Below are 26,887 nucleotides of genomic sequence, written 5' to 3' on the forward strand. Positions count from 1 at the left end.
GTGACTGGCAGGCGCGTCGCAGGATGCTACCTTGCCATGAGACGGCAATCGTCCGGGGTCTTTATTCGAGAGGGCTGCGATCCGCCGTCGGAGCGTCATGCGATCTCGTGCTTGCCCCCTTGCCGTCGGCTGGTCGTTTTTCGCTGGCCTGCGACGGCATGGCTGGGGCAATGAAGGGCCGCGGACGGTATCGTCCCTCAAGTCAACCTCGAGGCCCCAGGCATGCGCTGTCCCTATTGCGGCTCGCTCGATACCCAGGTGAAGGATTCGCGGCCGACCGACGATCACGCCTCGATCCGGCGCCGGCGCGTCTGCCCCGATTGCGGCGGTCGCTTCACCACTTTCGAGCGCGTGCAGCTGCGCGAGCTCACCGTGGTCAAGCGCTCCGGCCGGCGCACCGTCTTCGATCGTGACAAGCTGCAGACCTCGATCGAGGTGGCTTTGCGCAAGCGCCCCGTCGCGCCCGAGCGCGTCGAGCGCATGGTCAACGGCATCGTCCGCCAGCTCGAAAGCTCCGGCGAAGGCGAGATCCAGAGCTCGGCCATCGGCGAACTGGTGATGGAAGGGCTGAAGTCGCTCGACGACGTCGCCTATGTCCGCTTCGCCTCGGTCTACAAGAATTTCCGCGAGGCGCGCGATTTCGAGGAACTGCTCGGCCAGCTCGGGAGTGACGAGATCGAGCCTGACAGCAAGCCGGCACCTGCTCGCGACGATGCCTGATCAGGACGCGATCGACCGCGCCTTCATGGCGCGGGCGCTGGAACTCGGTGCACGCGGGCTCGGCCGGACCTGGCCGAATCCGAGCGTCGGCGCCGTGGTCGTGCGCGACGGGCCGGACGGTCCGGTGATCGTCGGCGAGGGGCATACCCAACCCGGTGGTCGCCCGCATGGCGAGGCGATGGCCTTCGAGCAGGCCGGCGCGGCCGCGAGCGGCGGCACGCTCTATGTCACGCTGGAGCCCTGCTCGCATCGCACCGTCCGCGGCGGCACGCCTTGCGTCGAGCGCACCCTGCTTGCCGGCGTCCGGCGCGTCGTCTCGGCCATGTCCGATCCCAACCCGCAGATCGCCGGCCTCGGCCATGCCCTGCTGCGCATGGCGGGTGTGGAGGTCGTCACCGGCGTGCTCGAAAATCAGGCGCAGCGCAGCCATCGCGGCCATGTGCTGCGGGTGACGCAAGGCCGTCCGATGGTGACCTTCAAGGTCGCGCGCACGGCGGACGGCTTCGCCGGCGGGGCAGGGGGCGCAAGGCTAGCCATCTCCTGCCCGGAATCGGGCGAGTGGGTGCATCGCCTGCGCGCCAGCCACGACGCGATCATGCTCGGCATTGGCAGCGTCCTCGCCGATGATCCGTTGCTGACGGTGCGCCTGCCGGGAATGGAAGTCCGCTCGCCGATCCGCGTCGTGCTTGATTCCTCGCTCCGCCTGCCGCTGACCGCCAAGCTGGTGCAGGGAGCTGCGACCGTGCCGCTCTGGGTGATCGCGGCCGAAGACGCCTCGGTCGCGGCCGAGGAGAAGCTCGTCGCTGCCGGCGTCGAGGTCATGCGCGTCTCCCGTGGCGCCGATGGCCATCTCGATCTCGCCGAGGCACTGCGCCTGCTGGCGGTCCGCGGCATCACGCGTGTCTTCTCGGAAGGCGGCCCGACGATCGGCGAGCAACTGGCGCTGCAGGGCCTCGCCGACGAGGTCATCGTCTCGACCTCGCCGAAGCCGCTCGGCACAGAGGGCATCGTCGCCGTGCGGCCGGGGCTTGCGGCGCTGCTCGCCGATCCCGAAATCTACGCCGTCACGCAAGCCGGGCAGATCGGCTGCGACCGTTTCGAAGTGTTCACGAGGATCGCCTGATGTTCACCGGCATCGTCACCGCCATCGGCACCGTCACCCGCGCCGAGACCAAGGGCCCGAGCCTCAAGCAGTTCGATATCTCGTGCCCCTGGGAAGCCTCCGGCATCGAGCTCGGCGCCTCGATCTGCTGCGCCGGCGTCTGCCTGACCGTGACGGCGCTCAAGCCGCGCGAGGATGGCGAGCCCGGCTGCATCTTCCAGGTCGAGACCGCGGCCGAGACTCTGGCGAAGACCCGCGTCGCCGAATGGGCGCCCGGTACGAAGATCAATCTGGAGCGCTCGCTGAAGATGGGCGACGAGCTCGGCGGCCATCTCGTCACCGGCCATGTCGACGGCGTCGGCACGATCCTGAAGATCGACGAGATCGCGCCCGATCCGAACGAGCCCTGGGGCGCGACGGCGCGTTTCCATATCCGCGCGCCGCAGGGGCTCGCCCGCTTCATCGCCGCCAAGGGCTCGATCTGCCTCGATGGCACCTCGCTGACCGTGAACAGCGTCGAGGACGACGTCTTCACGGTGCTGCTGATCCCGCATTCCTTCAGCGTCACCACCTGGGGCGAGCGCCGGAAGGGGGACGGCGTCCATGTCGAGGTCGATCTGATGGCGCGGTATGCCGCGCGGCTTGCGGAGGCGCGCCCGGGCGGCTAACCAGCGTCCTCAATCCCAGACGAGGAATTTCACCATGGCCGGATCCCGGCAATCATCGGCCGTTTCGGTCACCCCGCTCGATGGCGCCCGCGTGCTCGTCGTCGAGGCCCGCTTCTATGATGGGCTCGCCGACGAGCTCCTCGCCGGCGCCACCGCAGTGCTCGAGAAGGCCGGCTGCCGTGTCGACGTCGTCACCGTGCCCGGCGCGCTCGAAATCCCCTCCGCCATCGTCATCGGCCTGCGCGCCGCCGACGAGGCGGTCGACCCTTACGAGGCCGTCGTCGCGCTCGGCACCGTCATCCGCGGCGAGACCGGCCATTACGACATCGTCGCCGGCGAGAGCTCGCGTGCGCTGATGGACCTGTCGGTCGCTTTTGCCCTGCCGCTCGGCAACGGCATCCTGACCGTCGAGAACGATGCCCAGGCCTGGGCCCGCGCCAACCGCAGCGAGATGGACAAGGGCGGCGGCGCGGCGGAAGCTGCGCTCGCGGTGCTGCGTTACAAGCGCTCGCTGGCGGAGGAGTCGAAATGAGCCGATCCGAGATGCGCCGCGGCGCGCGGCTCTCGGCCGTCCAGGCGCTCTACGAGATGGAGGTCGGCGGACGCGGCGTGGTCGAGGCCATGGCCGAGTTCGAGGCCTTCTGGATCGGCAAGGAGGTCGAGGACATCGAACTCCCCAAGGCCGAAATCGCCTTCTTCCGCGACCTGCTCGGCGGTGTCGTGCGCGAGCAGCGGCTGGTCGACCGCTCGGTCGACGAGCTCCTCGCCTCCGGCTGGCCGCTGAAGCGCGTCGAGGCGGTGGTGCGCGCCATCCTGCGCGCCGGTGCTTATGAGCTCGCCTTCCGCAAGGACGTGCCGGCCCGCGCCGTGATCTCGGAATATGTCGCGGTCGCCCGTTCCTTCTACGAGGGCGAGGAGGTCGGCATGGTCAATGCGGTGCTCGACAAGATGGCCCGCGACGTCCGCGCCGAGGAATTCGACGCGCCGGCAGCGTGAGCGGCGCCGTGGCCGGAACCCAGTCCCCCGGCGAATTCGAGCTGATCGCCCGCTATTTCGCGCCGATCGCTGGCCGCGACGGGCTTGGTCTCGTCGATGATGCTGCCCTGCTGCGCCCGGCGCGCGGCTATGAGCTCGTCATCACCGCCGATGCGCTGGTCGCCGGCGTGCACTTCTTCCCGGACGATCCGCCGGCCTCGATCGGGCGCAAGGCGCTTGGCGTCAATCTCTCCGATCTCGCCGCCAAGGGCGCCAGGCCCGACGGCTTCGTGCTGACGCTGGCTTTGCCCCGGGGATGGACGGAAGACTGGCTCGCCGGTTTCGCCGAGGGCCTCGGCGCCATGGCGGGCGAGGGCGGTTGCCCGCTGATCGGCGGCGACACCGTCTCGACCGTGGGCCCGCTGACGCTGTCGATCACCGCTTTCGGCAGCGTGCCCGCTGGCCGCATGGTGCTGCGCTCCGGGGCGAAGCCGGGCGATGTCGTCGCCGTCACCGGCACGATCGGCGATGCGGCGCTCGGGCTGAAGGCGCATGGGCCGGACCGCCCGGCATGGGTCGGCAAGCTCTCCGAAGCTGATCGCGCTTTCCTCGCCGACCGCTATCTGCACCCGCAGCCGCGAACCGCGCTCGCAGCTGCCCTGCAGGCGCATGCCTCGGCCGCGATGGACATCTCCGACGGCCTCGTCGGTGACCTCGGCAAGCTGCTGGCGGCGTCGAAAGCAGGTGCCGAAATCGACCTCGACGCGGTGCCGCTCTCGCCCGCGGCCCGCACTGCCGTCATGGCCGATCCCGCATTGGCGGAACTGGCCTGGACCGGCGGTGACGACTACGAAATTCTCTGTACGGTCCCGGAAGGAGAATATCCTTCTCTGCTTGCTGCGGCTAAGGCAGCGGGGCTCGGTCTGGCGCGCATCGGGCGCGTCACCGCCGAGGCTGGGAGCGTGCGCTATACCGAAGCGGGCCGGCCGCGAACCTTCGCACGCGGCTCCTTCGCTCATTTTTAGAAAGCGGCCGCGCGGCCGCGAAGGGCGGCGGCTGCGATGAACCAGCATGTTCCGGTGATGGATGGCGACACGCTCGCCAGGCGCAACGCGCTGGTGCTCGCCGGCGCCCAGGCGCTCGGTGGTGCGAGCCCCGCGATCGTGATCTCGCTCGGCGGCATCGTCGGATCGCAACTGGTCTCGAACCCGGCCTTCGCCACCGTCCCGGTCAGCCTGATGCAGCTGGGCCTCGCCGCCGGCGTCATCCCCGCCGCCTTCCTGATGCGCCGGATCGGCCGCCGCCGCGGCTACGTCATCGGCGCACTGGTCGGCGCATTTGGCGCGAGCGTCGCTGCGGCCGGAGTGGCCGAGCGGCTGTTCTGGCTGTTCTGCCTCGGCACCTTCCTTTGCGGGCTCTACGGCTCCTATGTGCAGAGCTATCGCTTTGCCGCCGCCGACACGGCGAGCGAGAGCTTCAAGCCGCGCGCCATCTCCTGGGTGATGATCGGCGGGCTGGCGGCGGCGGTGATCGGACCGCAATCGGTCTTCTGGACGCGTGACCTGACGCCGGCTGCGCCCTTCGCCGCGAGCTTCCTGGCGCAGGGCGTGCTCGCCTTGCTCGCCATCGGCGTCGTGCTGGCACTGCGCGCTCCGCCGGTGAAGGAGGCGAAATCCGGTGGCGGCCGGCCGCTCTCCGTCATCATGCGCCAGCCGAAATTCATCGCCTCGGTGATCGCGGCGCTGGTCGCGTACGGGCTGATGAGCTTCGTCATGACGGCGGCGCCGCTCGCCATGGTCGGCTGCGGCCACAGCGTCGGCGATGCTGCGCTCGGCATCCAGTGGCATGTGCTCGCCATGTTCGCGCCGAGCTTCTTCACCGGCCGGCTGATAGCCCGCTTCGGCAAGGAGAAGGTCACCGCCGTCGGCCTGCTGCTGACGGCGCTCGCGGCGGTGGTCGGCCTCACCGGCCTCAGCGTCGCGCATTTCTGGATCGCGCTCGTCCTGCTCGGGCTCGGCTGGAATTTCGGCTTCATCGGCGCGACCGCACTGGTCACCGACTGCTACCGGCCTGAGGAGCGGGTCAAGGTCCAGGCCGCCAACGACTTCCTGGTCTTCGGCTCGGTCGCGATCGCCTCCTTCTCCTCGGGCGGCCTGCTCAGCGCCGGCGGCTGGGACAGCGTCAACTGGCTGGTCTTCCCGCCGGTCGCGATCGCGCTGGCGCTGGTCGCGTGGCAGAGCTTGCAGAAGCGCGTGGCGGCGTGATCCTTGCTGGGTAGGTCGAGCCGCCCAGCAGGAGATTTCGCATGCGCCCGCACCAGCTTCCCCAGTTCGCCGGCCGCCCCGTGGCGGGCGCGATCGGCCACAATCGCGGCGTCGTGCAGAGGAACTACGCCTTCATGCCGCCCGAGGGCGTGCTGGTCAGCCGGCTGCCGCATGTCGAGAAGACCATCGCGCGCATTCTCGCGGCGCCGGTGCTCGGGGCGCAGTTCGCGCAATATGTGCTCGAGATCGAGCCCGGCGGCGGCACGCTCGAGCCCTTCGCCGAGGACGGCGTCCAGCACTTCTATTACGGCCTCTCCGGCGAGGCGGCGTTCGCCATCGACGGCTCGGCCGGCAGCTCCTTCCGCCCCGGCAGCTTCGCCTATGTCCCGGGCGGAACACGGTTCTCGCTGCGCAATGACAGCGATGCCCGGGTGCGCGTGCTCGCCTTGCGCAAGCGCTACGAGCCGGCCGCCGGGCTCGCCGTGCCCGAGCCGATCCTGTCGCATCGCGACGCGGTGCCGCTGACCAATCATACCGGCATGGAGGGGCGCGGCTTCCAGTTCCTGCTGCCCTATGGCGACATGCGCTTCGACTTCGAGATGAACCTGATGTGGTTCAAGCCCGGCGCCTTTTTCCCGGATGTCGAAACCCATGTGATGGAGCACGGGCTCTACATGCTGGAAGGGCAGGGCCTCTATTTCCTCGGGCAGGACTGGCACGAGATCTGGGCCGAGGACTTCATCTGGATGGGCGGCTACTGCCCGCAGCAATTCTATCCGACCGGCTTCGGCGACGCCTGCTACCTGCTCTACAAGAACGTCAATCGCGACGTGGCACTCTAGAGCCGTTCTCGAAAGCGCGCGGCCGATCGGCAAACTGCTGCGTCGCGCCCTGACATTCTCCCAAAATTGTCAGCCGACCCGTTTGCGATTCTGGCGGAAACTGGGCAACAATCCGACCCGACACTGGTGATCGGCGCTGCAGGCCTGATTCTTTGTGAGGCCGACTGAGCCGTTCCTTGCGTTCAAAGAACCGGAAAACCGGCTCCGTCGGGGCGTCCTGCCCCGGATGACGAATTCTCAGGGATAGGAAATTCGATGTCGGCCTTGCTCATCATCATTGTCTTGAGTGCGTTATCGATCGTCTACGGCTTATGGGCCTATGGCGACGTGATGAAACGCGATGCCGGCAGCCAGCGCATGCAGGAGATTTCCGGCGCGGTGGCGGAAGGCGCGCAGGCTTATCTCAAGCGCCAGTACATGACGATCGGCATGGTCGGCGTCGTGCTCTTCCTCGCCCTGACCTGGCTGCTCGGCGCCTATGTCGGCATCGGCTTCCTGATCGGCGCGGTGCTTTCGGGCGTCGCCGGCTTCATCGGCATGAACGTTTCGGTCCGCGCCAACGTCCGCACCGCCCAGGCGGCGATGCAGTCGCTCGGCGAGGGACTCGACGTCGCCTTCAAGGCGGGCGCGGTCACCGGCATGCTGGTCGCCGGCCTCGCTCTGCTCGGCGTCGCCTGCTACTACGGCTTCCTCACCGGCATGAAGGGCTTCGCGCCCTCGAGCCGCGTCGTCATCGACTCGCTCGTCGCGCTCGGCTTCGGCGCCTCGCTGATCTCGATCTTCGCTCGTCTCGGCGGCGGCATCTTCACCAAGGGTGCGGACGTTGGTGCCGACCTCGTCGGCAAGGTCGAGGCCGGCATTCCCGAGGATGATCCGCGCAACCCGGCGACGATCGCCGACAATGTCGGCGACAATGTCGGCGACTGCGCCGGCATGGCCGCGGACCTGTTCGAGACCTATGCGGTGACGCTGGTCGCGACCATGGTGCTTTCGGCGATCTTCTTCGCCGGCCAGCCCGTGCTCGGCGCGATGATGCTCTACCCGATGGCGATCGGCGCTGCCTGCATCGTCACCTCGATCATCGGCACCTTCTTCGTCAAGCTCGGCGCCAACCAGTCGATCATGGGCGCGCTCTACAAGGGTTTCATCGCTGCCGGCGTGCTCTCGGTCGGCGCGATCGCCGCCGTGAATTACCTGATGTTCGGCGGCTTCGCGGCCTCGTTCACCACGGGGCAGGGCGTGACCTTCACCTCGGGCGGCCTGTTCGGCTGCGCGCTGGTCGGCCTCGCCGTCACGCTGCTGATCGTCGTCATCACCGAATACTACACCGGCACGGGCAAGCGCCCGGTCGTCTCAATCGCCCAGGCCTCGGTCACCGGTCACGGCACCAACGTCATCCAGGGCCTCGCGGTCTCGCTGGAATCGACGGCGCTGCCGACCATCGTGATCATCGCCGGCATCATCGTTTCCTATGGCCTCGCCGGCCTGTTCGGCATCGCCATCGCCACCACCGCGATGCTGGCGCTGGCCGGCGTCGTCGTCGCCCTCGACGCCTTCGGCCCGGTCACCGACAATGCCGGCGGCATCGCCGAGATGGCCGGCCTGCCCAAGGAGGTCCGTCACTCCACCGACGCGCTCGATGCCGTCGGCAACACCACCAAGGCGATCACCAAGGGCTATGCGATCGGCTCGGCCGGCCTCGGCGCGCTGGTGCTGTTCGCCGCCTACACCTCGGACCTCAACTTCTTCGTCGCCGAGGCCAACAAGGCGGGTTCGACGACCTTCCAGTACTTCAAGGGCGTCACCGTCGACTTCACCCTGTCGAACCCCTACGTCGTCGTCGGCCTGCTGCTCGGCGGCCTGATCCCCTTCCTCTTCGGCGGCATGGGCATGACCGCCGTCGGCAAGGCGGCAGGCTCGGTGGTCGAGGAAGTTCGTCGTCAGTTCAGGGAGAAGCCCGGCATCATGCAAGGCACGGATCGGCCGGACTATGCCCGCGCCGTCGACCTGCTGACCAAGGCGGCGATCAAGGAAATGGTGCTGCCGTCGCTGCTACCGGTGCTGGCGCCGATCGTGACCTTCTTCGTCATCAACGCCATCGCCGGCAAGAACCAGGCCTTCGCGGCCGTCGGCGCCATGCTGATGGGTGTGATCGTCACCGGCATCTTCGTCGCGATCTCGATGACCTCGGGCGGCGGCGCCTGGGATAACGCCAAGAAGAGCTTCGAGGACGGCTTCGTCGACAAGGACGGTGTGCGTCATCTCAAGGGCTCGGAAGCGCACAAGGCCTCGGTCACCGGCGACACCGTCGGCGACCCCTACAAGGACACGGCGGGCCCCGCCGTGAACCCTGCGATCAAGATCACCAACATCATCGCGCTCCTGCTGCTCGCCATCCTGGCGCATAGCTGAGCGGCGAGATCACCTGAGCAATGTTGGACCCCGCGGAGCGATCCGCGGGGTTTCTTTTTTGAATGCAAATGCTTGCGCGAAGCAGCGGAATCAAGCCCGGAGAGACTTGAATCGGTCCGGGAACCTACGGCCAGAACCGTAGCGTTCCGGCACGACGCGCCCGCCGTCGCCTGTCATGGTCCCGGCCATCCAAGGAGGACCCGATGACCACCCCAGCCGCTTCCGCCACCGCGCGATCCGGGCATCTGACCGATCTCGCCTCGCTGCTCCTGCTGGCGACGCTCTGGGGCGCCTCCTACAGCTTCATCAAGCTCGGGGTCGAGACGATCCCGCCGCTGACCCTGATCGCGGCACGGACGCTGATCGCCGGCGCGCTCCTCATCGTCGTCATCCGCTGGCGCGGCCTTGCCCTGCCGCGCGATCCCGTCATCTGGCGGCGCTTCCTGATCCAGGCCTGCCTCAACAGCGCCGTGCCGTTCACGCTGATCGCCTGGGCCGAGACCAGCGTCGATGCCGGCCTCGCAGCGATCCTCAATGCCGGCTCGCCGATCTTCGCCTTCCTGCTGAGCATGCTGCTCTTCCGTGCCGAGGCGGCCGCGGGCCGCAAGCTCATCGGCGTCGCGGCCGGCATGCTCGGCGTCTGCCTGATCATCGGCGTCGAGGCGCTGTCGGGCGTCGGCCGCGAGCTCTGGGCGCAGCTCGCTCTGGTCGCGGCGGCGGCCTGCTATGGCGGTGCAGCGCTGTTCGGGCGCAATTTCAAGGGGCTCGACCCGATCATGCCGGCGGCGGGCTCGCTGATCTGCGGCGCCGTGATCCTGATCCCCTTCAGCCTGATCATCGATCGCCCCTGGACGCTTTCTCCATCGATCGAATCGGTCCAGGCGCTGCTGGCGCTGGCGGTGTTCTCGACCGCGCTCGCCTTCATCCTCTATTTCCGGCTGATCGACCGGCTTGGCACGGTGGGGACAACCTCGGTCGCCTATCTGCGCGTGCCGACCGGTGTCGCCATCGGTGTCCTCTTCCTCGGCGAGCGCCTGAGCGCGACCGCCTGGGCCGGGCTCGCTCTGGTCATCGTCGGTGTGTTCGCGATGACGCTGCCGGAGCGAAAGCAGACAGTCCCCTGAGAATCCGGACTGGCACGCAAACAAAAGCCCCGCGGCGATGCCGCGGGGCCTTCATGTTCGCGAGGGAGAGCGTTCCTCAGCTGCCGCCGAACGGCGTGAACTTGGTGACGCCGCGGAACAGGTTGCGCAGGAAGCTCTGCTCCTCGCCGCCGGTTGCGGTGGTGCGGCTGATGAAGTCGAAGATCACGCCGTCCTGCAGGCCGTAATTGGCGATGCGTTCGACCTTGAAGCCCTTGTTGAAATAGATCACCAGCACGTTCTGGTCGATGACGCTGAAATCCTGGAACTGGAAGCGCCGGCGAACCTTCTGGCTGATGTAGTAGAAGGTGCGGTTGCCGACCGTCGAGGTGGTCGACGGCGTGCCGAGCGTGGTCAGCACCGTCTGGACGTCCATGCCGACCTTCACCTTGGCGATCAGCTCGTCGTCCATGACAAAGCCGCGGGTGAACTCCTCGTTGAGGCCGGCCGAGGTGCGGACGCGGAAGCCGAGATTGGTGGCGTTGCCGCAACCGGCCAGCGCCAGCGCAGCGGTCAGCGAGCCGATCAGGGCGGTACGGCGGGTCGGAGCAGTCATGCGTGGCGGATCCGAAGGGGAGGCGCGCGGAGCTGCCGCGCTTGTCAGGGTGGGTGCGCTTGGCGTAACGCCCGAGCATGGCTTTGGCAAGGCAAGTCGCTTTTTAGTCAAGCAAGTCGGGAAAGGTGGGGTAGGGCTGTGATCTTCGGCCTGTTCGGCAGGAAGCGCGCGCGCACGGCGCCGGTCAACGTATTGCTGGAGCGCATCGTCGGCGCCTCGCGCCAGCCCGCCCTCTTTCTGCAAGGCGGCATTCCGGATGACTTCGAAGGGCGTTTCGAGGCGTTGACGCTGCATCTTTTCCTGGTGCTGCGCCGCCTGCGCGAATTGCCGGCGCCCGCGGCTGACGCGGCGCAGGATCTGATCGACGCCAGCTTCGCCTATCTCGAGCTCGGCTTCCGCCAGGGCGGCATCAGCGACATCGCCGTGCCGAAGCGGATGAAGAAGATCGGCCGCAGCTTCTATGGCCGTCTCGGCGGCTATGAGGAGGCGTTCGCCTCACAGCAGGCCGACGCCTTCGAGGCAGCGCTCACCCGCAATATCGCACCCGGGGTTGCCGCATCGACGCTCGCACGCCATGTCAGGGCGGCGGCGCTCGTCTTGGCCACGCGCTCGCTCGACGATATCCTCGCCGCCGATCCATTGTTCCCACCTTTCTCCGACAGCGTTGCCGCATGACCGTTTCCGATCAGGACAAGTTACCGCTTCGCCGCCCGATCCGGGTCGAGAGCATCACCTTGCGCCCGGTCGCGGTCGAGATCGTGCCGGAACAGGGCGATCTTGCCGCGATCGCGACCTTTCTCGGCGTGGCCTCGGTCGAGGCGCTGAAGGTGAGCTACTCGCTCTCGCGCAATGGCGAGCGGGTGAAGCTCGAAGGCATGATCAAGGCGGGGCTGCACCAGAACTGCGTCGTCACGCTCGAGGCCTTCCCGGTCGAGCTCAACGTACCGGTCAAGCTCGATTTCGTGCCGGAGGAAGAGATCGCCGCAATGGCGCAGCCGTCCGAGGACGACGAGATCGACATCGAGGTGCTGCTCAACGAGGAGGAGCAGCCGGAGGCGATCGTCGACGGCGCGATCGATCTCGGTGCGGTCACGCTCGAATTCCTGGCGCTGTCGCTCGATCCCTATCCGCGCAAGCCTGGCGTGGAGTTCAGCGAACCGGCTCCCGAGACGCCGGCCGAATCGCCCTTCGCTGCGCTCCTGCAGCTGAAGCGCGGGCAATGACTGCCAAAAACCTCAACGCCTTGGCTTGCGGCGGGCGGCCAACCCGCTATTGTCCGCCGCCCGCCCGGCCGCCCCGGCAGGGGGCGCAGCGCCTGGAATCGATCACCTCCGCATGACACGTCCGGTTACAATCGCGCTCGACGCCATGGGCGGTGATCACGGCCCGTCCGTGGTCATTCCGGGCGCCGCCATCACGCTCGAACGCCGCCCCGATACGAAGTTCGTGATCTTCGGCGACGAGGCGCTGGTCGTGCCGCTGCTCGACGCGCATCCGCAATTGAAGGCCGTCACCACCTTCCACCACACCGAGGTCTCGGTGAAGATGGACGACAAGCCGAGCCAGGCCCTGCGCTACGGCCGCTACAAGTCGTCGATGTGGCGCGCCATCGACGCGACCAAGACCGGCGAGGCCGATGTCACCATCTCGGCCGGCAACACCGGCGCGCTGATGGCGATGTCGAAGTTCTGCCTGAAGTCGATGCCGCAGGTCGACCGGCCGGCGATCGCCTGCCTGTGGCCGACGGTGCGCGGCGAGAGCGTCGTGCTCGATGTCGGGGCGACGATCGGCGCGGACGCGCAGCATCTGGTCGATCTTGCCGTGATGGGCGCGGCGATGGCGCGTGTCGTCTTCGATATCGACCGACCGAGCGTCGGCCTGCTCAATGTCGGCGTCGAGGAGATCAAGGGCGTCGAGGCGGTCAAGGAGGCCGGCCGCATCCTGCGCGAGGGCAACCTCCCGCATCTCGACTATCATGGCTTCGTCGAGGGCGACGATCTCGGCAAGGGCACGGTCGACGTCGTCGTCACCGAGGGCTTCACCGGCAACATTGCGCTCAAGACGGCCGAAGGCACGGCCAAGCAGATCGGCGAATATCTGCGTGCCGCGATGGGCCGCTCGCTGATGTCGAAAATCGGTTACCTTCTTGCCCGTGGCGCCTTCGCTGCGTTGAAGGACAAGATGGACCCGCGCAAGGTCAATGGCGGCGTCTTCCTCGGCCTCGAAGGCATCGTGATCAAGAGCCATGGCGGTACCGATGCCGTCGGGTTCGCCAGCGCGACCGAACTGGGCTACGAGATGGCGCGCGAGAATCTGATGGCGAAGGTGCGCGAGATGGTCGCCGCGACAGCGCGGCCCAGCGCAGCACCGGCTGTTCCGCAAGCCGCTAGAGCCGGATCTGATCAGACTGAAAAATCTGATCAGTGAATCCGTCTCCAGGTTTAAGTAGGAGACCGCTTTGCCGATCGCTTGCGACGCAAGCTGATCGGCGCGGGCTCCAGGGCGAGTAAGGAAGAGAAACGTCCTTGTCCAGAATGCGATCCGTCCTGCGCGGCTGCGGCTCCTATCTGCCGGCGCGCATCCTGACCAATGCCGAATTGGCCGAGAAGGTCGACACCAGCGACGAGTGGATCGTCCAGCGCACCGGCATCCGCGCCCGCCATATCGCCGCTGAGGGCGAAACCACTGGCATGATTGGCCTGAAGGCGGCCGAGGCCGCGCTCGCCAATGCCGGCATCCCGGCGAGCGAGGTCGACCTCATCATCGTCGCCACCGCGACGCCCGACCACACCTTCCCGGCGACCGCGACCTATATTCAGGCCGAGCTCGGCATCACGCAAGGCGCGGCCTTCGACCTGCAGGCCGTCTGCTCCGGCTTCGTCTTCGGGCTCGCCACTGCCGACAAGTTCCTGACCAGTGGCGCCGCCAAGACCGCGCTCGTCATCGGCGCCGAGACCTTCTCGCGCATCCTCGACTGGGAGGATCGCGCCACCTGCGTGCTGTTCGGCGACGGCGCTGGGGCCGTCGTGCTGCGCGCCGAAGAGGGCACCGGCACGCTCGCCGACCGCGGCGTGCTGACGACCCATGTCCGCTCCGACGGCCGCTACGCCAACAAGCTCTATGTCGATGGCGGGCCGGGCTCGACCAAGACCGTTGGCTTCCTGCGCATGGAAGGCCGTGAGGTCTTCAAGCACGCCGTGGTCAATCTGGCCGACACGGTGCGTCATACCTTCGAGGAGACCGGGCTCACCGGCGACGATATCGACTGGTTCGTGCCGCATCAGGCCAACCGCCGCATCATCGACGCCACGGCCCACAAGCTCGGCATCGGCGAGGACCGGGTCGTGGTCACTGTCGACAGGCACGGCAACACCTCCGCGGCCTCGATTCCGCTGGCCCTGGCCGAGGCCCATGCGGACGGTCGGATCAAGCCCGGCCAGCTCGTCCTGATCGAGGCGATGGGCGGCGGCTTCACCTGGGGCTCGGCGCTGATCCGCTGGTAGCGGCGCCGGTTCGGCCGGCCAAGCTAAGCGCTTTGGATTTATGACATTTTCTTAGCGGTCGTCAGCGCGGATTTTCCGCGTTTTTCAACCTGTGCGAGCGCGTCGAGGATTGACCGCAATCGCCTGCCCGCCTAGCGTCCGCCTCCGGTGGGGCTAGGGTTAACGGGGACGCCGCTACTGGAAGAAACGCCTTGGAGGAATTGATGGCGGGGCAAACGATTACGCGCGCTGATCTGTGTGAAGCAGTCTATCAGAAGATAGGCCTGTCGCGGACGGAGTCGTCAAAGCTGGTCGAGGCGGTGCTGGACGAGATCTGCGACGCGGTCGCGCGTGGGGAAAACGTCAAATTATCCTCGTTCGGCTCGTTCGTTGTGCGCGACAAGGGCGAGCGAATCGGGCGTAATCCGAAAACCGGCGTCGAAGTCCCGATCGAGCCGCGTCGCGTGATGGTGTTCAAGCCGTCGAACGTGATGAAGGCGCGGATCAACGGACTGAACGGCGCGGGTGAGGAGGAGTGACTCTGGAGTTCCACGACGGCGGATTCGAGGCCGAATTGGATAACAAGAGCCCAGACGCTTTCAGAACCATCAGCGAGGTCGCAGAAGACCTCGACATTCCCCAGCATGTCCTGCGTTTCTGGGAAACGCGCTTTTCCCAGATCAAGCCGCTGAAGCGCGGCGGCGGCCGACGCTATTACCGGCCCGACGATGTCGCCCTGCTCAAGGGCATCCGCCGCCTGCTCTATGGCGAGGGCTATACGATCAAGGGCCTGCAGCGCATCCTGAAGGAACAGGGACCGCGCTATGTCCAGGCGATCGGCCGCGGTGGCGAGATCATCGGCGGCAAGGCTCCGGTTCCTTCGCCTGCGGCTCAGGTCGCGGCCTCGCGTGTCGAGCCGATGCCGGCGCCCCAGACGGTGCAGCAGCACAACCCTGTCGCCGCCGCCGAGCCGGGCTTCGCAGCGAAGGCGCTGCTCTCGTCCCTGCCACGCTCGGCCCAGCCACTGGTCGGTGCCGACGATCTTGCCTTCCTGAAGGCGACGCTCTCCGAGCTGATCGAATGCCGTCGCCTGCTGCATGGCACCCTGGCGACAGCCTCGGCCGGCGAGGACGCCTGAGCGGGGCATCGTGAGCCCGGGTGCTTGAACCTTTGGCTCTCGCTCGCTAGATCAGCCGGTGAGGACGACCTCCGCAGGCTTTCCGCCTGCGTTTTCCCAATAGGCGCGGACGACCTCGCCCTTCTCATGAGGAGGGCCGCCATGGCCTGGACTTATCTCTTCTTCGCCGGCCTGTTCGAAATCGGCTGGGCCATCGGCCTGAAATACACGCATGGTTTCACGCGTTTTGTCCCGACCGTGCTGACGGTCGGCAGCATGGTGGTGAGCCTCGGTCTGCTCGGCCTTGCTCTCAAGAGCCTGCCGCTCGGCACCGCCTATGCGATCTGGACCGGCATCGGCACGATCGGCACCGCCATCCTCGGCATCATCCTGTTCGGCGAGCCGGCGACCGCGCTGCGCCTTGCCTGCATCGGCCTGATCGTCGCCGGCATCGTCGGCCTCAAGCTCGTCTCCTGAGCGAATTTGGCAAACCTGACCGGCGGCCGTCTCAGCGCCGCCGGAACGCCTCGGGCCAGAGGCCGTTGCGCTCGAGCAGTACGACCACGACGATGACGGCGAGCGTCACAACGACGGTCATCAGCTTGGCGTTCCAGGGCACGCCGCGGCCGACCAGCCAGATCAGTGCGAGGCCCGCGATCAGGGGGATCAGGAGTTCCATGCGGGCAGCCTAGCGCAGATGTCCGCGGGCTGCATCCACCGCCGCAAATCTCCGGAACAGTTCGCGGCGGCACACGTTGCAGCGACAGGGAAGCACGTTGTCGGCAGACGGCGTCGGTTTCAGCAATCCGGACAAATGCGAGCAGGAGGAAGGCATGGGCCTGTTTTCCAAGGACATCAAGACGATGGACGATCTCTTCGTGCATCAGCTCCAGGACATCTATTACGCCGAGAAGCAGATCAGGAAAGCGCTGCCGACCATGATCGAGAAGGCCACCGACACGCAGCTGCGCAATGGTCTGCAGGCCCATCTCGGCGAGACCGAGGGGCATATCCGCCGGCTCGAGCAGGTCTTCCAGCAGCATGGCGTCGAGGCCAAGGGCACTGACTGCCCGGCGATCGACGGCATCCTCGAAGAGGCTGACGAGGTGACCGGCGAGGTCGAGGACAAGCAGGTGCTCGATGCCGCCATCATCGCCGCGGCGCAGGCGGTCGAGCACTACGAGATCACCCGCTACGGCACGCTGACCGCCTGGGCCAAGCAGCTCGGCCGCGAGGATTGCGCCGCCTTGCTGCAGCAGAATCTCGACGAGGAGCATGCCGCCGACAGCAAGCTGACCAAGCTGGCGGAATCCGGGATCAACCGTCAGGCGGCCTGATCTTCGTCTCGATTTCCCTTCAGCTCTCGGGCAGCGAGGATGCTTCAGGGTCCTGGCTGCCCATGACGCTGCCTTCCATCAAGGATCGCAACTTGGTGAGCTCGGCCGCCATGAAATCGAGGAACAGGCGCACACGTGGCGAATGGCGCAGATCCGGGTGGGTCAGGAGCCAGAGATCGGCGGCATAGCCGGTCTGTGGCGCCGCGAGCCGGACCAGGCCCGGGCGCTTGTCGGCGATGAAGCAGGGCAGGAAGCCGATGCCGATGCCGGCTTCGACGGCCTCGGCCAGGCCAAGCACCGTGTTGAGCTTGTAGACGGTCTGATCCGCCGGAATGTGCTTCTGCCGATATTGCACCACCTTGAAGTTGCTGAACTGGTCGCCGAGCGAGATCCAGCGGAGCTGCGCAAGTTCCGTTTGATCAGCCGGCGCGCCCTCCGGAAAATCTGCGGCGCGCCCGTAAAGCGCCCAGCCGATCTGGGCTACGCGTCGGCCGATCAGGTTCTCCGGCGGATTGTCGGTGGCGCGGATCGCGACATCGGCGTCGCGCTTGCTGAGATTGAGGGCCTGGTTGCCGAGCAGCACGTCGAGCTTGATATCAGGACATTGCCGCATGAAGGCGGCGAAGAGCGGGGTCAGCAATTCGACCAGCAACGAGTCGTTGGTGGTGACGCGCAGCTCTCCGGCCGGCAGGATCTCGCGGCCGGCGAGGCGGCGGGTGAAGCCGGTGATGTCGGTCTCCAGCCGCTCGGCGAGAACCGCCATCTCCTCTCCGGCAGGGGTCGGCACATAGCCGGACCGGTGCCGCTCGAACAGGCGGGTGCCGAGCGCCTCCTCGATCTGGCCGAGCCGGCGGAACACGGTAGAATGGTTGAGGCCGACCAGCTCAGCGGCTGCCGGCAGGCTGCGCGCCTCGGCGATGGCCTTGATCAGCCGGAAATCGTCCCAGGCGACGGAAGAGGCGGCGTTCGGCAAGCGGGCGGCTCCGGCGAAATCATGCTGCCCTTCAAAGGCTGCCCTGCAAAGATGGTACGAGCGACAGGTTGCAGCAACCTGTCGCCCGTTCAGTCTGGCAGTGAGATGACGCTCAGGCGAGTGCGGGCTTGGGGGCGGCGCCAGCCGGGCGCAGGGCAAGAGCGCCATCGCCGATCAGCACATGGGCGAGGGCGGTGAACGCCAGGAAGGCGGGATATTCCCAGCCGCCGTTCGGGGCGGTGAAGAGCCAGCCATTGGGCGCGTGGACGCTGAGCGCGCCGAGCAGGATCGGCAGCAAGGCGAGCGAGACATAGCGGCCATAGAAGCCGGTGAGGATTGCGAGCCCGCCCAGCGTCTCCGCCAGGATGATCGGCCAGGCGAGGAAGCCGGGCAGGCCGATCTGACCAAGGAAGCCGGCAAAGCCAGGAACGGTGAAGATGACGAGCTTCAGATAGGCGTGGGCAATGAACATGACGCCGAGCGCGACGCGCAAGGCGAGGGCGCCATAGGGGGCGAAACGGGTGTCGATCATGGTCTTTCTCCGAAGGACCGGTTTGGTCTGCGGCGAAGAATGACGATTTCGATTCAGCAATTCAAATTGGCAATTTCAGAGAATGACATTGCTGCTGTGCAATGATCGGAGTCTGGCAATTTGGCGAAACGCAATCATCTTGGCGTCAACGAGGGCGGCGTCTCGCAGCCCGGAGGACGACATCATGCAGATCAATGGCATCCACCACGTCACCGCCATCGCCGGCCCTGCTCGCCGCAATCTCGACTTCTACAGCCGGGTGCTCGGCCTGCGCCTTGTCAAGAAGACGGTGAATTTCGACGACCCGACCACCTGGCATCTCTATTTCGGCGATGGCGGCGGCAATCCGGGCACGATCCTGACCTTCTTCCCCTGGGAACATGTCGCGGCCGGCCGTCTCGGCGTCGGCGAAACGCAGGAAACCGCCTTCCGCATCCCGGAAGCGGCGGTCGGCTACTGGACGCACCGGCTCATTGCCAACGGCGTCGCCCATGACGTGCCGCAGAAGCGCTTCGGCGAGACCGTGCTGAGCTTCCGCGATCCGGACGGCATGCGGCTTTCTCTGGTCGCGGTGCCCGGCAGCGAGAGCGAGCCGGCCTGGGACAATGGCGAGGTGCCCGCTGAAGTCGCGATCCGCGGCTTCCACGGCGTCACCCTGCTGCTCGACAAGACGGAGACGACCGCGGCGATCCTGCGCGACGTCTTCGGCTTCGTCGAAGCCGGCCGCGAGGGCAGCACTGTCCGCATGCGGGCGGAAGGCACAACGCATGGCAGTGTCGTCGACCTGCGCGCCGCCGGCGGTTTCCTGCCGGCTCGCATGGGGGCGGGCTCGGTGCATCATATCGCTTTCCGCGCCGGCGACGACGCCGAGCAGGAGCGCATGGTGAAGACGCTGTCCGACACGTTCGGCCTGCGGACAACCGAGCAGAGGGACCGGTTCTATTTCCGCTCCGTCTACTTCCGCGAGCCCGGCGGCGTGCTGTTCGAGATCGCGACCGACGCGCCCGGCTTTGCCATCGACGAGCCGGCCGAGGATCTCGGTGGCGCGCTCAAGCTGCCGGCGCAGTACGAGACGCGCCGCGCCGAGATCGAGGCCGTCCTGCCGGCCCTGGTCTGATCCACGACTGCGCTCCGCCTTCGGGCGGGGCGCCCCTTATCGAACATTCTGAAAGGAGGCCGTGCCATGAGCGCGTCCGAAACCTTCATCCATCGCTTCGAGCCGGCGACCGCGCCCGGCCAGGCGCCGCTCCTGCTGCTGCACGGCACCGGCGGCGACGAGAACGATCTGCTGCCGCTCGGGCGCACCGTCGCGCCGGGAGCGGCGCTGCTCTCGCCGCGCGGCCGTACGCTCGAGGCAGGCATGCCGCGCTTCTTCCGCCGTCTCGCCGAAGGCGTCTTCGACGAGGATGATCTGCGCCAGCGCACCCATGAACTCGCCGATTTCGTCGAGCAGGCGCGGGCGCAGTACGGGCTGCCGGCGCCGATCGCGCTCGGCTTCTCGAATGGCGCCAACATCGCCGCCGCGATGCTGCTGCTGCGGCCGGAGGTGCTGTCGGGAGGTGTGCTGCTGCGGGCGATGTCGCCCTTCGCCAGGCCGCCTGCCGCGACGCTGGCGGCCAAGCCGGTGCTGATCGTCTCAGGGAGTTTCGATCCGATCATCCCGGAAGAGAACGCGGCGCGGCTGGCGGCGACGCTCAAGGGGGCAGGGGCTTCAGTCGAGCATCGCAGCCTGCCGACCGGGCATGGCCTGTCGCAGGCGGATCTGGGATTGGTGCGGGACTGGTTCGCGCAGCGTCCGGCGCTCGCCGCCTGAGGTTGGCTTAAGCTCCAGGCCTGGCGTGCTTCGTGAAATAGCACGTCAGGCCGAGCCCGCCGAGCACCACCGAGATCATATAGGGGCCGAACAGGCAGGCGACGAACACCGCCGCGATGAAGCCGAGCATCAGGCTGTTACGCCAGTCCAGGGTCATGACGGGCCTCCACGAATCGGTGCCTATATCATGAAGATAACGTTCACCCTGTGAACCGCATTTGAACAGAATACGTTAATGGAATCTTGCCTTTGCCGGGCCTTGCTCAGGCGGCTGCCGGCAGCGTCAGCAGGGCTCGCGCCTCTACGGCCGTGGCCGGACGTCGCCCGTATTGCGGGCAGAGCGCGACGATGCGCTCGACCAGCGCGGCGTTTGACGGCGCCAGCGTGTCGCGGTCGAGCCTGACATTGTCTTCCAGCCCGGTGCGGCAATGGCCGCCGAGCTCGAGCGACCAGCGGTTGAGCGTGATCTGGTCGCGGCCGATCCCGGCGCCGGTCCAGGTCGCGTCCGGGGCGAGGCGCTTCAGCGTCGCGATGTAGAATTCGAACACGGCGCGATCGACCGGCATGGCGTTCTTCACACCCATGACGAACTGGACGTGCAGCGGCCCCGCGATCGCACCCGCCATGCCCATCTCGACCGCCTTGAAGATCATCGACAGGTCGAAGGCCTCGATCTCCGGCTTGACGCCATGCGCCTTCATCTCGGCGGCGAGCCAGTCGACCAGCTCCGGGCTGTTCTCGTAGATCCGGGTCGGGAAATTGCAGGAGCCGGTCGAGAGCGAGGCCATGTCGGGCCCGAGCGGGATCATGCCGCCGCGCTCTCGGCCGGCGCCGGAGCGCCCGCCCGTCGAGAACTGCACGATCATGCCCGGGCAGTGCTTGCGCAGGCCTTCGAGCAGCCGCCCGAAGCGCTCGGGATCGGAGGTCGGCGTGCCCTCGTCGCTGCGGACATGGCAATGCGCCAGGCTGGCGCCGGCCTCGAAGGCGGCATGGGTCGATTCGACCTGCTCGGCGACCGTGATCGGCACTGCCGGGTTATCGCGCTTGCTCGGCAGCGAGCCGGTGATCGCGACCGTGATGATGCAGGGCGTGGCCATGTAGGGAAACCTCCAGCTTCGCCTCACTGAAGCCGATTCCGCTCATGCCGGCAAAAGTCACCGACGGCATTTCATGAGCTGGAACTCACATCGGGCCGGAGCCGGCAGCTCAGCCGCAATCCTTGAGGAAACGGCGCGCGACATGGCCTTCGGTGAAACCGTCATAGCCCTTCGCCAGCCTGGTTTCGCCGGGCCAGTGCCTGACCTTGCTCCAGCCGCCGCGTCCGCCTTCGATGATCTGGACTTCGTCGCCGGCTCTCATGCGCAGGATCATTCGGCTCTGCGCTCCGGGCTTGGCGCGCAGGGCGACGAAGCCGTCGGCCGTTTCGGGGACGAGGCAGAACAGTGAGGCCCTGGCGTCGCCGCCGTGGAGAAAAGGGCCGAACAGGGCGAGCAGGGCAGGGCGGATCATCGAGCGTCCCGATTGGAAAGGCGCCTCAGCATGCCGCAGGATGCCGGGCCTGTCGCGGTTCGACGGCACTTTGGCCGCCTTCACGCGTTGACCTTGCTTGACGATTTGCCGCTTCGCCAGGAGAGTTGGCACATGGTTGGCCGGCTGAATTCTGGATTGGCCATGGCGCGGGGACCTGCCTCGTCGCCCTGCCGCCTTGCGGCCGGCTGGCGGCTGGCATGACCAACATTCTCCTCGCCATCGGGATCCTTGCGACGCTCGCAGCGTCGATCTGGCTCGCGTTCGAGGACAGCGCCGCGCTGGCCGTGCCTCTGGTGATCGTGTTCGCCGGGCTCCTTCGCACGCTGGTGCGTCGTTTGGGCCGCAGAGGCATCACTCCGGCCGAGGTTGCACCGCCGTCGCATGACGACCGGTAGCTGTAAATCCGGCGTCGCCATCCGGCAATTGCCGCGTTGCATCGCGGCGCACGGCCCTCTATAAGCCGTCGCGTCGGAGCGTAGCGCAGCCCGGTTAGCGCACTTGTCTGGGGGACAAGGGGTCGGAGGTTCGAATCCTCTCGCTCCGACCATTTTCTTCTTAAATTTCAAGATATTGGGCAATCCGCGCCGGCGGGTTTCATCAGCCGTTTCGGAACGAAACGGGAGCAAAGCGCGCCGTTCGGGACAGAAAGTCCCATCAAAAGTCCCATCAGTGTTCGCGTCGTATCCTCGTCGCCAGCGTTGCGCGAATCGACCCATCGGACCGAGCGCAGGGCGGACGCCGGCGATTATGCGGTCGGGCCGCATCCCGCGAATGCAGCCAAGGGACTTTCTTTCCGGCGATTCGATCCCATCTGTTTGGGAACACTCAGGAACTGAAGGACCCGACCGCCCATGTCGTGCGATTGCGAACGGCTGGCCGAAGCGATCTATCGCGAGATCGAAAGGCAGCTGCCAAAGCGCGGCGGCGACCGCCTGCTCGACAATCGCGACCTTCAATCGGTTTTGGTCGACGGCCAGTTGGATCTCGTGAAAATCGCGGCGTCGCTGACGAGGCGGTTCTGCGTTTTGGGCGACGATCTGGAAACGGTGATCGCGGACGAGGCCGGCGAGATGGGCGATGCTTCAGGCCGCTGCATTCCAAGAGGAACCGAGGATGGGGCAATTCCGTTGAATGCTGCGAAGGCTGGCTAAAGCCAGCTGCTTTGGAGCCGACGATGCCCGCTCTTGGGACGTTTTCACGGACGATTGTCAACCTGATGGCGTATGCCATCGTCCTTCGCTGGGCATTTCAGCCGGACCGGGATGCGAACGTCGGCTAGCCGCTTCGTTTCGAGCAGTTCGCGCTCATGCGTTAACCGTCTCTTAAGGCTTCGATTGCGCCGCACTTATGCCGGGCGCAGGGTCGGCGCATCAAAGCAGGAAACGGGACATATCGTCATGTCGATGGCGTTGACCAGCCGGCAGCCGGCCCGGCCGCAGGGCGTCGTCGCGACGGGCAGAGGCTCGCTCGAAAGCTTCTTCGCCGGCCTCCAGCCCGATTGGCATTCCAGCTGGGCCTGGGATCACTACGAGGCGACGATCCTGGCGCTGATGCATCAGTTTCGCCTGAAGCGTCTCTGCGAGATCGGTGGCGGCCGCGACCCGCTCTTCAGCGCCGAGGAGGCGGGCCGCTACGGGCTCGACCTCGTCGTCAACGACATCGATGCGGGCGAGCTGGCGCTGACACCGGAGGGGTTGCGTACCGCCCGCTTCGACATCGCCGGCGATCTCTCCGAGCCGGACATCGCCCGCGGCGGCTACGACATGATGGTCTCGCGCATGGTGTTCGAGCATGTCCATGACGTCGAGCGCGCCTGGAGCAACATCCACGCTCTGCTGGCGCCGGGCGGCATCGGCCTCGCCTTCGTGCCGACCCTGTGGGCGCCGGTCTTCGCGCTCAACCACATCCTGCCGGAGAAGGCTTCGCGCGCCATCGTGCACGCGCTCTTCCCGGCCCGGCGCGATGGCGGCGGCGATCCGAAGTTCCCGGCCTTCTACGACTGGTGCCGCAGCAGCAGCGATACGCTCGCACCGATGCTGCAGCGGGCCGGCTTCCGCGACATCCACATCCAGCCCTTCTGGGGCCACGGCTATTTCGATCGGATTCCGGGGCTGCGCGGCCTCGATGCTGCCTTTAACCGGCTGGCGGCCAAGGTCGACTGGCGCTTCGTGACGACCTACGCCTATGTCGTGGTGCGCAAGGAGCGCTGAGCGTCCGAAGCCGGCGTCGGCAATGCCGCCAGCCCCCAGATCAGGCCGAGCATCAGATAGAAGTGCCGCCAGTGGTCGGTATCGATCTGCAGGCCCTGCAGGATCGTGACGAACAGCACCGACCAGATCACGATCGCATGGCCCTGCCAGGGCGTGCGGCGGAATACCACCCGCCAACCGGCGATGCAGGTCGCGGCGGTCAGCGCCAGGTAAGCGAAGCCGCCGATCCAGCCATAGGAGGCGAAGGCGTTGACGTAGACGTTGTGCGGATCTTCCGGGAAGGTGAAGCGGAAGCGCAGCGGCCCGAATCCGTTCGGCAGGTCGAGCAGCATCGGGATCGAGCGCAATTGGTTGCCGAAGCGGCCGGTGACGCCCTGGTCGTAGTCCTGGTCCAGGCTGGCGCGGACCTCGAAGACGCTGCGGATGTTCTCGAAGGAGAGCGCGATCAGCATCGCCACGACCACCAGCACCAGCATCGCCAGGGTCAGGAAGACGATGCGGGCGCGCTGCGAGGCGCTGGTCGAGGTCAGGAAGCTCAGGCCGACCATCATCAGGGTCGCGGCGACGATGTTGCCCCAGGCGCCGCGCGAGAATGACAGGAAGATCGCCAGCAGCGGAATGCTCATCAGCAGGAAGCCCTTCACCAGCCCGATGCGGCCGATGAGCACGGCATGCAGCAGATAGATCAGCGGCAGCACCAGGAAGGGGCCGAGCACGTTCGGATCCTTGAAGGTGCCCGAGGCGCGGCCGCTGAGCGTGAAGATGTCGCCCAGCCCGGCGATGTCGAAATAGCCGATGACGCCGGCAAGGCCGCCGCACCAGGCGGCGAACAGGTAGCCCTTGCGCAGGGTGTCGAGCCTGGCGAGCGTATCCTCCGCCATGATCGCGGCGAAGAAGATCGCCGTCAGCATCAGATAGACCGAGACGGCGGTGAAGCGGACCGAGGCCGCCTCGTCCATCCAGGGGATCAGCGAGATCACGCCGCCGATATTGTAGAGCAGCAGCAGCAGCGCCATCGGCAGCAGCTTCTGCGAGAAGCGGATGCCAGTGAGCGCAAAGACAAGCAGTGCGATCAGGAAGACGAATTCGTAAGGCGAGGGCTCGATCAGGGCGACGAAGCTCACCGCCGTCAGCAGCCAGAGCGCGCCGCGCCTGATCGCTGCATGGGAGACGGTCAGCCGCCTGCGGCGGGCTCCATCGTCATGCGCATGTACCAGCGTGCTCAATAGGCGTTCTCGTTCTTGGTCATCAGCGAGAACGGCGTCTTGATCAGGATGGAGAGATCGAGCAGCACCGACCAGTTCTCGATGTAGTAGAGATCGTGCTCGACGCGGCGCTGGATCTTGTCCTCGGTGTCGGTCTCGCCGCGCCAGCCATTGATCTGGGCCCAGCCGGTGATGCCGGGCTTGACCTTGTGACGGGCGAAATAGCCGTCGACGACCTGCTCATAGGCGCGGTTCTGCATGGTGGCATGGACCGCGTGCGGACGCGGGCCGACCAGCGAGAGATTGCCCTTGAACACGACGTTGAAGAGCTGCGGCAACTCGTCGATCGAGGTTTTGCGGATGAAGCGGCCGACGCGGGTGACGCGCGGATCGTCCTTGGTCACCTGCTTGGCGGCGGTGAAGTCGCTCATCTCGTGATAGAGCGAGCGGAACTTCAGCACCTCGATCATCTCGTTGTTGAAGCCGTAGCGCTTCTGCCGGAACAGCACCGGGCCCCTGGAGTCGAGCTTGATCGCGACCGCCGTCGCCAGCATCAGCGGCGAGAGCGCGATCAGCGCCAGCGTGCCGACGATCTTGTCGAACACCCATTTGACGACGATGTCCCAGTCGGCGATCGGCCGGTCGAACACGTCGAGCACCGGGACCGCGCCGATATAGGAATAGGAACGCGGCCGGAAGCGCAGCTTCGACATATGGGCCGAGAGCCGGATGTCGATCGGCAGCACCCAGAGCTTTCGCAGCATGGTCAGCAGGCGCGCTTCGGCCGAGATCGGCAAGGTGAAGATCACGAGGTCCAGCTTGGTGCGGCGCGCGAACTCGACGAGGTCGTCGATCGTGCCGAGCTTGGGGTAGCCGGCGACGAGATCGGGCGAGCGGTCGTCATTGCGGTCGTCGAACACGCCGCAGATGCGCAGGCCGGTGTCGCGCTGGGCTTCCAGCGCCCTGATCAGCTCCTCGCCGGCGGGACCGCCGCCGACGACGGCGGTGCGCCGCTCCAATCGTCCCATCCGGGTGAGGCGCAGCACGATGAGCGAGACTGCCAGCCGCTCGGCCAGCAGCAGCGCGAGGCCCACCGCATAGAAGCTGGCGAGCCAGACGCGCGAGACCTGGTCGCCGACCTTGAGGAAGAAGAAGCCGGCGAGCGCGAGCAGGAACAGGACGGTCCATCCGGCTGCGACCCGCATGGCCATGGCGATGAAGTTGCGCAGTGCGCCGACATGATAAAGGTGCAGCGCCTGGAAGGCGACGAGCGCGCCGACCGCCATCAGCGGAACGGTGACCTGGTAAGGCAAGCTGTAGTCGACCGCGCCGGCGACGTAGAAGGCGAAGACCAGTCCGCCGACGCCAAGGATCACCAGCATGTCGGCGAGGCGCACGAGGCCCTCGATCAGTACCGGCGACAATGTCTGCTTGACCGGCAGGGCGGCGATGCGCTCGGCCAGCGGGTGGAAGGTCCGGGTGCTGCCGGCGTCTCCGCTCGTCGGTGCGGAGCCGGCGGAATCCGCCTTGATCAGGTCGCGAACGTCGAAAGCGCCCATCTCGTCCAGTCCTCGCGCGCGGCGGCAGGCACCGCCGTGCAGAAAGCCATCGTCACCTAGCGCAAATTGCTCACGGAAGACTTAATCGGACTCTGCGGAAGCGATCGGGATTTGAAGTGCTTTCAACCTATCGGGAACGCTCCGGAACGGCGGCGTCGCAGCATCTTTTTTCAGGTATACGAAAAGGTCGATTTTCGCTCGGGCCTTCAAGGTATTAGCGTAGGGTTTCGATAGTCGGAAAACGAGCTCGAAAAGCCCTGAAAGTCGTGTTTGAGTTGACAAAAAGCATAGATTCAGGCATTTGAGGCGACGATGAGTGTCTGAGAAGCACATATTTCATTGACCTTGCCCACGGGTATTTCCGGTGATTTGGGCATGGCGATGTGCTGGCCTTGGGCGGAAGCCTGAACGCTCCTTTCATCTCAAACATCGTCTCTTAAACGCTAAC

General features: G+C 66.5%; 32 protein-coding genes and 1 tRNA gene. 24 read left to right on the top strand and 9 right to left on the bottom strand.

The window, feature by feature from the left end:
- Window positions 1-222 precede the first annotated feature (222 nt).
- The 10 genes from nrdR to ACWIGM_RS29770 all read left to right on the top strand — a co-directional run bounded on the left by nrdR (window position 223) and on the right by ACWIGM_RS29770 (window position 10,107).
- Window positions 223-720 carry a transcriptional regulator NrdR gene (gene nrdR / locus ACWIGM_RS29725; protein ID WP_454029589.1) on the top strand — a complete coding sequence of 166 codons (498 nt, stop codon included), beginning with the start codon at window positions 223-225 and terminating at the stop codon, window positions 718-720.
- Window positions 713-1,843, top strand: coding sequence for a bifunctional diaminohydroxyphosphoribosylaminopyrimidine deaminase/5-amino-6-(5-phosphoribosylamino)uracil reductase RibD (gene ribD / locus ACWIGM_RS29730; protein WP_454029590.1), 1,131 nt, complete (start codon window positions 713-715; stop codon window positions 1,841-1,843). The genes nrdR and ribD overlap by 8 nt, the downstream gene beginning before the upstream one ends.
- The gene (locus tag ACWIGM_RS29735) at window positions 1,843-2,490 is read left to right on the top strand and encodes a riboflavin synthase (protein WP_454029591.1); all 648 of its coding nucleotides are present in this window, start codon (window positions 1,843-1,845) and stop codon (window positions 2,488-2,490) included. The genes ribD and ACWIGM_RS29735 overlap by 1 nt, the downstream gene beginning before the upstream one ends.
- A 34-nt stretch (window positions 2,491-2,524) precedes the next feature.
- The gene (gene ribH / locus ACWIGM_RS29740; RefSeq protein ID WP_454029592.1) at window positions 2,525-3,022 is read left to right on the top strand and encodes a 6,7-dimethyl-8-ribityllumazine synthase; all 498 of its coding nucleotides are present in this window, start codon (window positions 2,525-2,527) and stop codon (window positions 3,020-3,022) included.
- Window positions 3,019-3,486 (top strand): transcription antitermination factor NusB, encoded by a 468-nt coding sequence (gene nusB / locus ACWIGM_RS29745; RefSeq protein WP_137883774.1) that lies wholly within the window; start codon window positions 3,019-3,021, stop codon window positions 3,484-3,486. Before ribH ends, nusB begins: the two co-directional genes overlap by 4 nt.
- Window positions 3,487-3,494: 8 nt before the next feature.
- Window positions 3,495-4,490 carry a thiamine-phosphate kinase gene (gene thiL, locus ACWIGM_RS29750; protein ID WP_454029593.1) on the top strand — a complete coding sequence of 332 codons (996 nt, stop codon included), beginning with the start codon at window positions 3,495-3,497 and terminating at the stop codon, window positions 4,488-4,490.
- Between the two features lie 36 nt (window positions 4,491-4,526).
- Window positions 4,527-5,729 (top strand): MFS transporter, encoded by a 1,203-nt coding sequence (locus ACWIGM_RS29755; RefSeq protein WP_454029594.1) that lies wholly within the window; start codon window positions 4,527-4,529, stop codon window positions 5,727-5,729.
- Window positions 5,730-5,770: 41 nt separating this feature from the next.
- Entirely contained in the window at window positions 5,771-6,571 is an 801-nt protein-coding gene (gene allE, locus ACWIGM_RS29760; RefSeq protein ID WP_454029595.1) for a (S)-ureidoglycine aminohydrolase, read from the top strand.
- 255 nt (window positions 6,572-6,826) lie between these two features.
- A complete protein-coding gene (locus ACWIGM_RS29765; protein ID WP_454029596.1) occupies window positions 6,827-8,983 on the top strand; it encodes a sodium-translocating pyrophosphatase in 2,157 nt (718 codons plus the stop codon).
- A 203-nt stretch (window positions 8,984-9,186) separates the two neighbouring features.
- Window positions 9,187-10,107: a DMT family transporter gene (locus ACWIGM_RS29770; RefSeq protein WP_454029597.1), complete on the top strand. Its 921-nt coding sequence runs from the start codon at window positions 9,187-9,189 to the stop codon at window positions 10,105-10,107.
- Window positions 10,108-10,183: 76 nt separating this feature from the next.
- Here the strand turns inward: ACWIGM_RS29770 and ACWIGM_RS29775 are convergent, their stop codons facing one another.
- Window positions 10,184-10,681 carry an outer membrane protein assembly factor BamE gene (locus ACWIGM_RS29775; RefSeq protein WP_454029598.1) on the bottom strand — a complete coding sequence of 166 codons (498 nt, stop codon included), beginning with the start codon at window positions 10,679-10,681 and terminating at the stop codon, window positions 10,184-10,186.
- 138 nt (window positions 10,682-10,819) lie between these two features.
- Between ACWIGM_RS29775 and ACWIGM_RS29780 the strand changes: the two genes are divergently transcribed.
- The 7 genes from ACWIGM_RS29780 to sugE all read left to right on the top strand — a co-directional run bounded on the left by ACWIGM_RS29780 (window position 10,820) and on the right by sugE (window position 15,757).
- Window positions 10,820-11,356: a ubiquinol-cytochrome C chaperone family protein gene (locus ACWIGM_RS29780; protein ID WP_454029599.1), complete on the top strand. Its 537-nt coding sequence runs from the start codon at window positions 10,820-10,822 to the stop codon at window positions 11,354-11,356.
- Window positions 11,353-11,904 (top strand): YceD family protein, encoded by a 552-nt coding sequence (locus ACWIGM_RS29785; protein ID WP_454029600.1) that lies wholly within the window; start codon window positions 11,353-11,355, stop codon window positions 11,902-11,904. Before ACWIGM_RS29780 ends, ACWIGM_RS29785 begins: the two co-directional genes overlap by 4 nt.
- 112 nt (window positions 11,905-12,016) lie before the next feature.
- The gene (gene plsX, locus ACWIGM_RS29790) at window positions 12,017-13,108 is read left to right on the top strand and encodes a phosphate acyltransferase PlsX (RefSeq protein WP_454029601.1); all 1,092 of its coding nucleotides are present in this window, start codon (window positions 12,017-12,019) and stop codon (window positions 13,106-13,108) included.
- Window positions 13,109-13,206: 98 nt separating this feature from the next.
- Window positions 13,207-14,184, top strand: coding sequence for a beta-ketoacyl-ACP synthase III (locus ACWIGM_RS29795; protein ID WP_454029602.1), 978 nt, complete (start codon window positions 13,207-13,209; stop codon window positions 14,182-14,184).
- Between the two features lie 203 nt (window positions 14,185-14,387).
- Complete coding sequence (locus tag ACWIGM_RS29800; RefSeq protein ID WP_137883763.1) at window positions 14,388-14,702, top strand: integration host factor subunit alpha; 315 nt, start codon at window positions 14,388-14,390, stop codon at window positions 14,700-14,702.
- A 35-nt stretch (window positions 14,703-14,737) separates the two neighbouring features.
- Window positions 14,738-15,301 (top strand): MerR family transcriptional regulator, encoded by a 564-nt coding sequence (locus tag ACWIGM_RS29805; RefSeq protein ID WP_454029603.1) that lies wholly within the window; start codon window positions 14,738-14,740, stop codon window positions 15,299-15,301.
- Window positions 15,302-15,442: 141 nt separating this feature from the next.
- Window positions 15,443-15,757 (top strand): quaternary ammonium compound efflux SMR transporter SugE, encoded by a 315-nt coding sequence (gene sugE / locus ACWIGM_RS29810; protein ID WP_454029604.1) that lies wholly within the window; start codon window positions 15,443-15,445, stop codon window positions 15,755-15,757.
- Window positions 15,758-15,788: 31 nt separating this feature from the next.
- Here the strand turns inward: sugE and ACWIGM_RS29815 are convergent, their stop codons facing one another.
- Entirely contained in the window at window positions 15,789-15,959 is a 171-nt protein-coding gene (locus ACWIGM_RS29815; RefSeq protein WP_454029605.1) for a hypothetical protein, read from the bottom strand.
- 154 nt (window positions 15,960-16,113) lie between these two features.
- Between ACWIGM_RS29815 and ACWIGM_RS29820 the strand changes: the two genes are divergently transcribed.
- Window positions 16,114-16,617, top strand: coding sequence for a YciE/YciF ferroxidase family protein (locus tag ACWIGM_RS29820; RefSeq protein ID WP_427361609.1), 504 nt, complete (start codon window positions 16,114-16,116; stop codon window positions 16,615-16,617).
- A 19-nt stretch (window positions 16,618-16,636) separates the two neighbouring features.
- Here the strand turns inward: ACWIGM_RS29820 and ACWIGM_RS29825 are convergent, their stop codons facing one another.
- Window positions 16,637-17,590: a LysR family transcriptional regulator gene (locus tag ACWIGM_RS29825; RefSeq protein ID WP_454029606.1), complete on the bottom strand. Its 954-nt coding sequence runs from the start codon at window positions 17,588-17,590 to the stop codon at window positions 16,637-16,639.
- Window positions 17,591-17,702: 112 nt separating this feature from the next.
- On the bottom strand, window positions 17,703-18,122 hold the full coding sequence (locus ACWIGM_RS29830; RefSeq protein WP_454029607.1) for a DoxX family protein: 420 nt from the start codon (window positions 18,120-18,122) through the stop codon (window positions 17,703-17,705).
- Window positions 18,123-18,306: 184 nt separating this feature from the next.
- Between ACWIGM_RS29830 and ACWIGM_RS29835 the strand changes: the two genes are divergently transcribed.
- Complete coding sequence (locus ACWIGM_RS29835) at window positions 18,307-19,239, top strand: ring-cleaving dioxygenase (RefSeq protein WP_454029608.1); 933 nt, start codon at window positions 18,307-18,309, stop codon at window positions 19,237-19,239.
- A 66-nt stretch (window positions 19,240-19,305) separates the two neighbouring features.
- Entirely contained in the window at window positions 19,306-19,935 is a 630-nt protein-coding gene (locus ACWIGM_RS29840) for an alpha/beta hydrolase (RefSeq protein ID WP_454029609.1), read from the top strand.
- A 7-nt stretch (window positions 19,936-19,942) separates the two neighbouring features.
- On the opposite strand, the gene ACWIGM_RS29845 is transcribed toward ACWIGM_RS29840, so the two are convergent.
- The 3 genes from ACWIGM_RS29845 to ACWIGM_RS29855 form a co-directional block, all read right to left on the bottom strand.
- Window positions 19,943-20,092, bottom strand: coding sequence for a hypothetical protein (locus ACWIGM_RS29845; RefSeq protein WP_454029610.1), 150 nt, complete (start codon window positions 20,090-20,092; stop codon window positions 19,943-19,945).
- Window positions 20,093-20,198: 106 nt separating this feature from the next.
- Window positions 20,199-21,032, bottom strand: a complete 834-nt coding sequence (locus ACWIGM_RS29850; protein ID WP_454029611.1) for a 3-oxoadipate:acetyl-CoA acetyltransferase — start codon at window positions 21,030-21,032, stop codon at window positions 20,199-20,201.
- 109 nt (window positions 21,033-21,141) lie between these two features.
- The gene (locus ACWIGM_RS29855; protein ID WP_454029612.1) at window positions 21,142-21,444 is read right to left on the bottom strand and encodes an SH3 domain-containing protein; all 303 of its coding nucleotides are present in this window, start codon (window positions 21,442-21,444) and stop codon (window positions 21,142-21,144) included.
- Between the two features lie 218 nt (window positions 21,445-21,662).
- On the opposite strand from ACWIGM_RS29855, the gene ACWIGM_RS29860 reads away from it, so the two are divergent.
- The 4 genes from ACWIGM_RS29860 to ACWIGM_RS29875 all read left to right on the top strand — a co-directional run bounded on the left by ACWIGM_RS29860 (window position 21,663) and on the right by ACWIGM_RS29875 (window position 23,675).
- Window positions 21,663-21,860 (top strand): hypothetical protein, encoded by a 198-nt coding sequence (locus tag ACWIGM_RS29860; RefSeq protein WP_454029613.1) that lies wholly within the window; start codon window positions 21,663-21,665, stop codon window positions 21,858-21,860.
- A gap of 74 nt (window positions 21,861-21,934) precedes the next feature.
- Window positions 21,935-22,012 (top strand) — tRNA-Pro (locus ACWIGM_RS29865).
- Window positions 22,013-22,316: 304 nt separating this feature from the next.
- Window positions 22,317-22,616: a hypothetical protein gene (locus tag ACWIGM_RS29870; RefSeq protein WP_454029614.1), complete on the top strand. Its 300-nt coding sequence runs from the start codon at window positions 22,317-22,319 to the stop codon at window positions 22,614-22,616.
- A 246-nt stretch (window positions 22,617-22,862) separates the two neighbouring features.
- On the top strand, window positions 22,863-23,675 hold the full coding sequence (locus ACWIGM_RS29875; protein ID WP_454029615.1) for a class I SAM-dependent methyltransferase: 813 nt from the start codon (window positions 22,863-22,865) through the stop codon (window positions 23,673-23,675).
- On the opposite strand, the gene ACWIGM_RS29880 is transcribed toward ACWIGM_RS29875, so the two are convergent.
- Together ACWIGM_RS29880 and ACWIGM_RS29885 are read right to left on the bottom strand one after the other, a co-directional pair.
- Window positions 23,648-24,901: an O-antigen ligase family protein gene (locus ACWIGM_RS29880; RefSeq protein ID WP_454029616.1), complete on the bottom strand. Its 1,254-nt coding sequence runs from the start codon at window positions 24,899-24,901 to the stop codon at window positions 23,648-23,650. The two genes, ACWIGM_RS29875 and ACWIGM_RS29880, sit on opposite strands and share 28 nt — an antisense overlap.
- Window positions 24,898-26,439: an undecaprenyl-phosphate glucose phosphotransferase gene (locus ACWIGM_RS29885; RefSeq protein WP_454029617.1), complete on the bottom strand. Its 1,542-nt coding sequence runs from the start codon at window positions 26,437-26,439 to the stop codon at window positions 24,898-24,900. Before ACWIGM_RS29885 ends, ACWIGM_RS29880 begins: the two co-directional genes overlap by 4 nt.
- Window positions 26,440-26,887: the final 448 nt, after the last annotated feature.

It is taken from the genome of Allobosea sp. NPDC055332, from assembly GCF_053645455.1.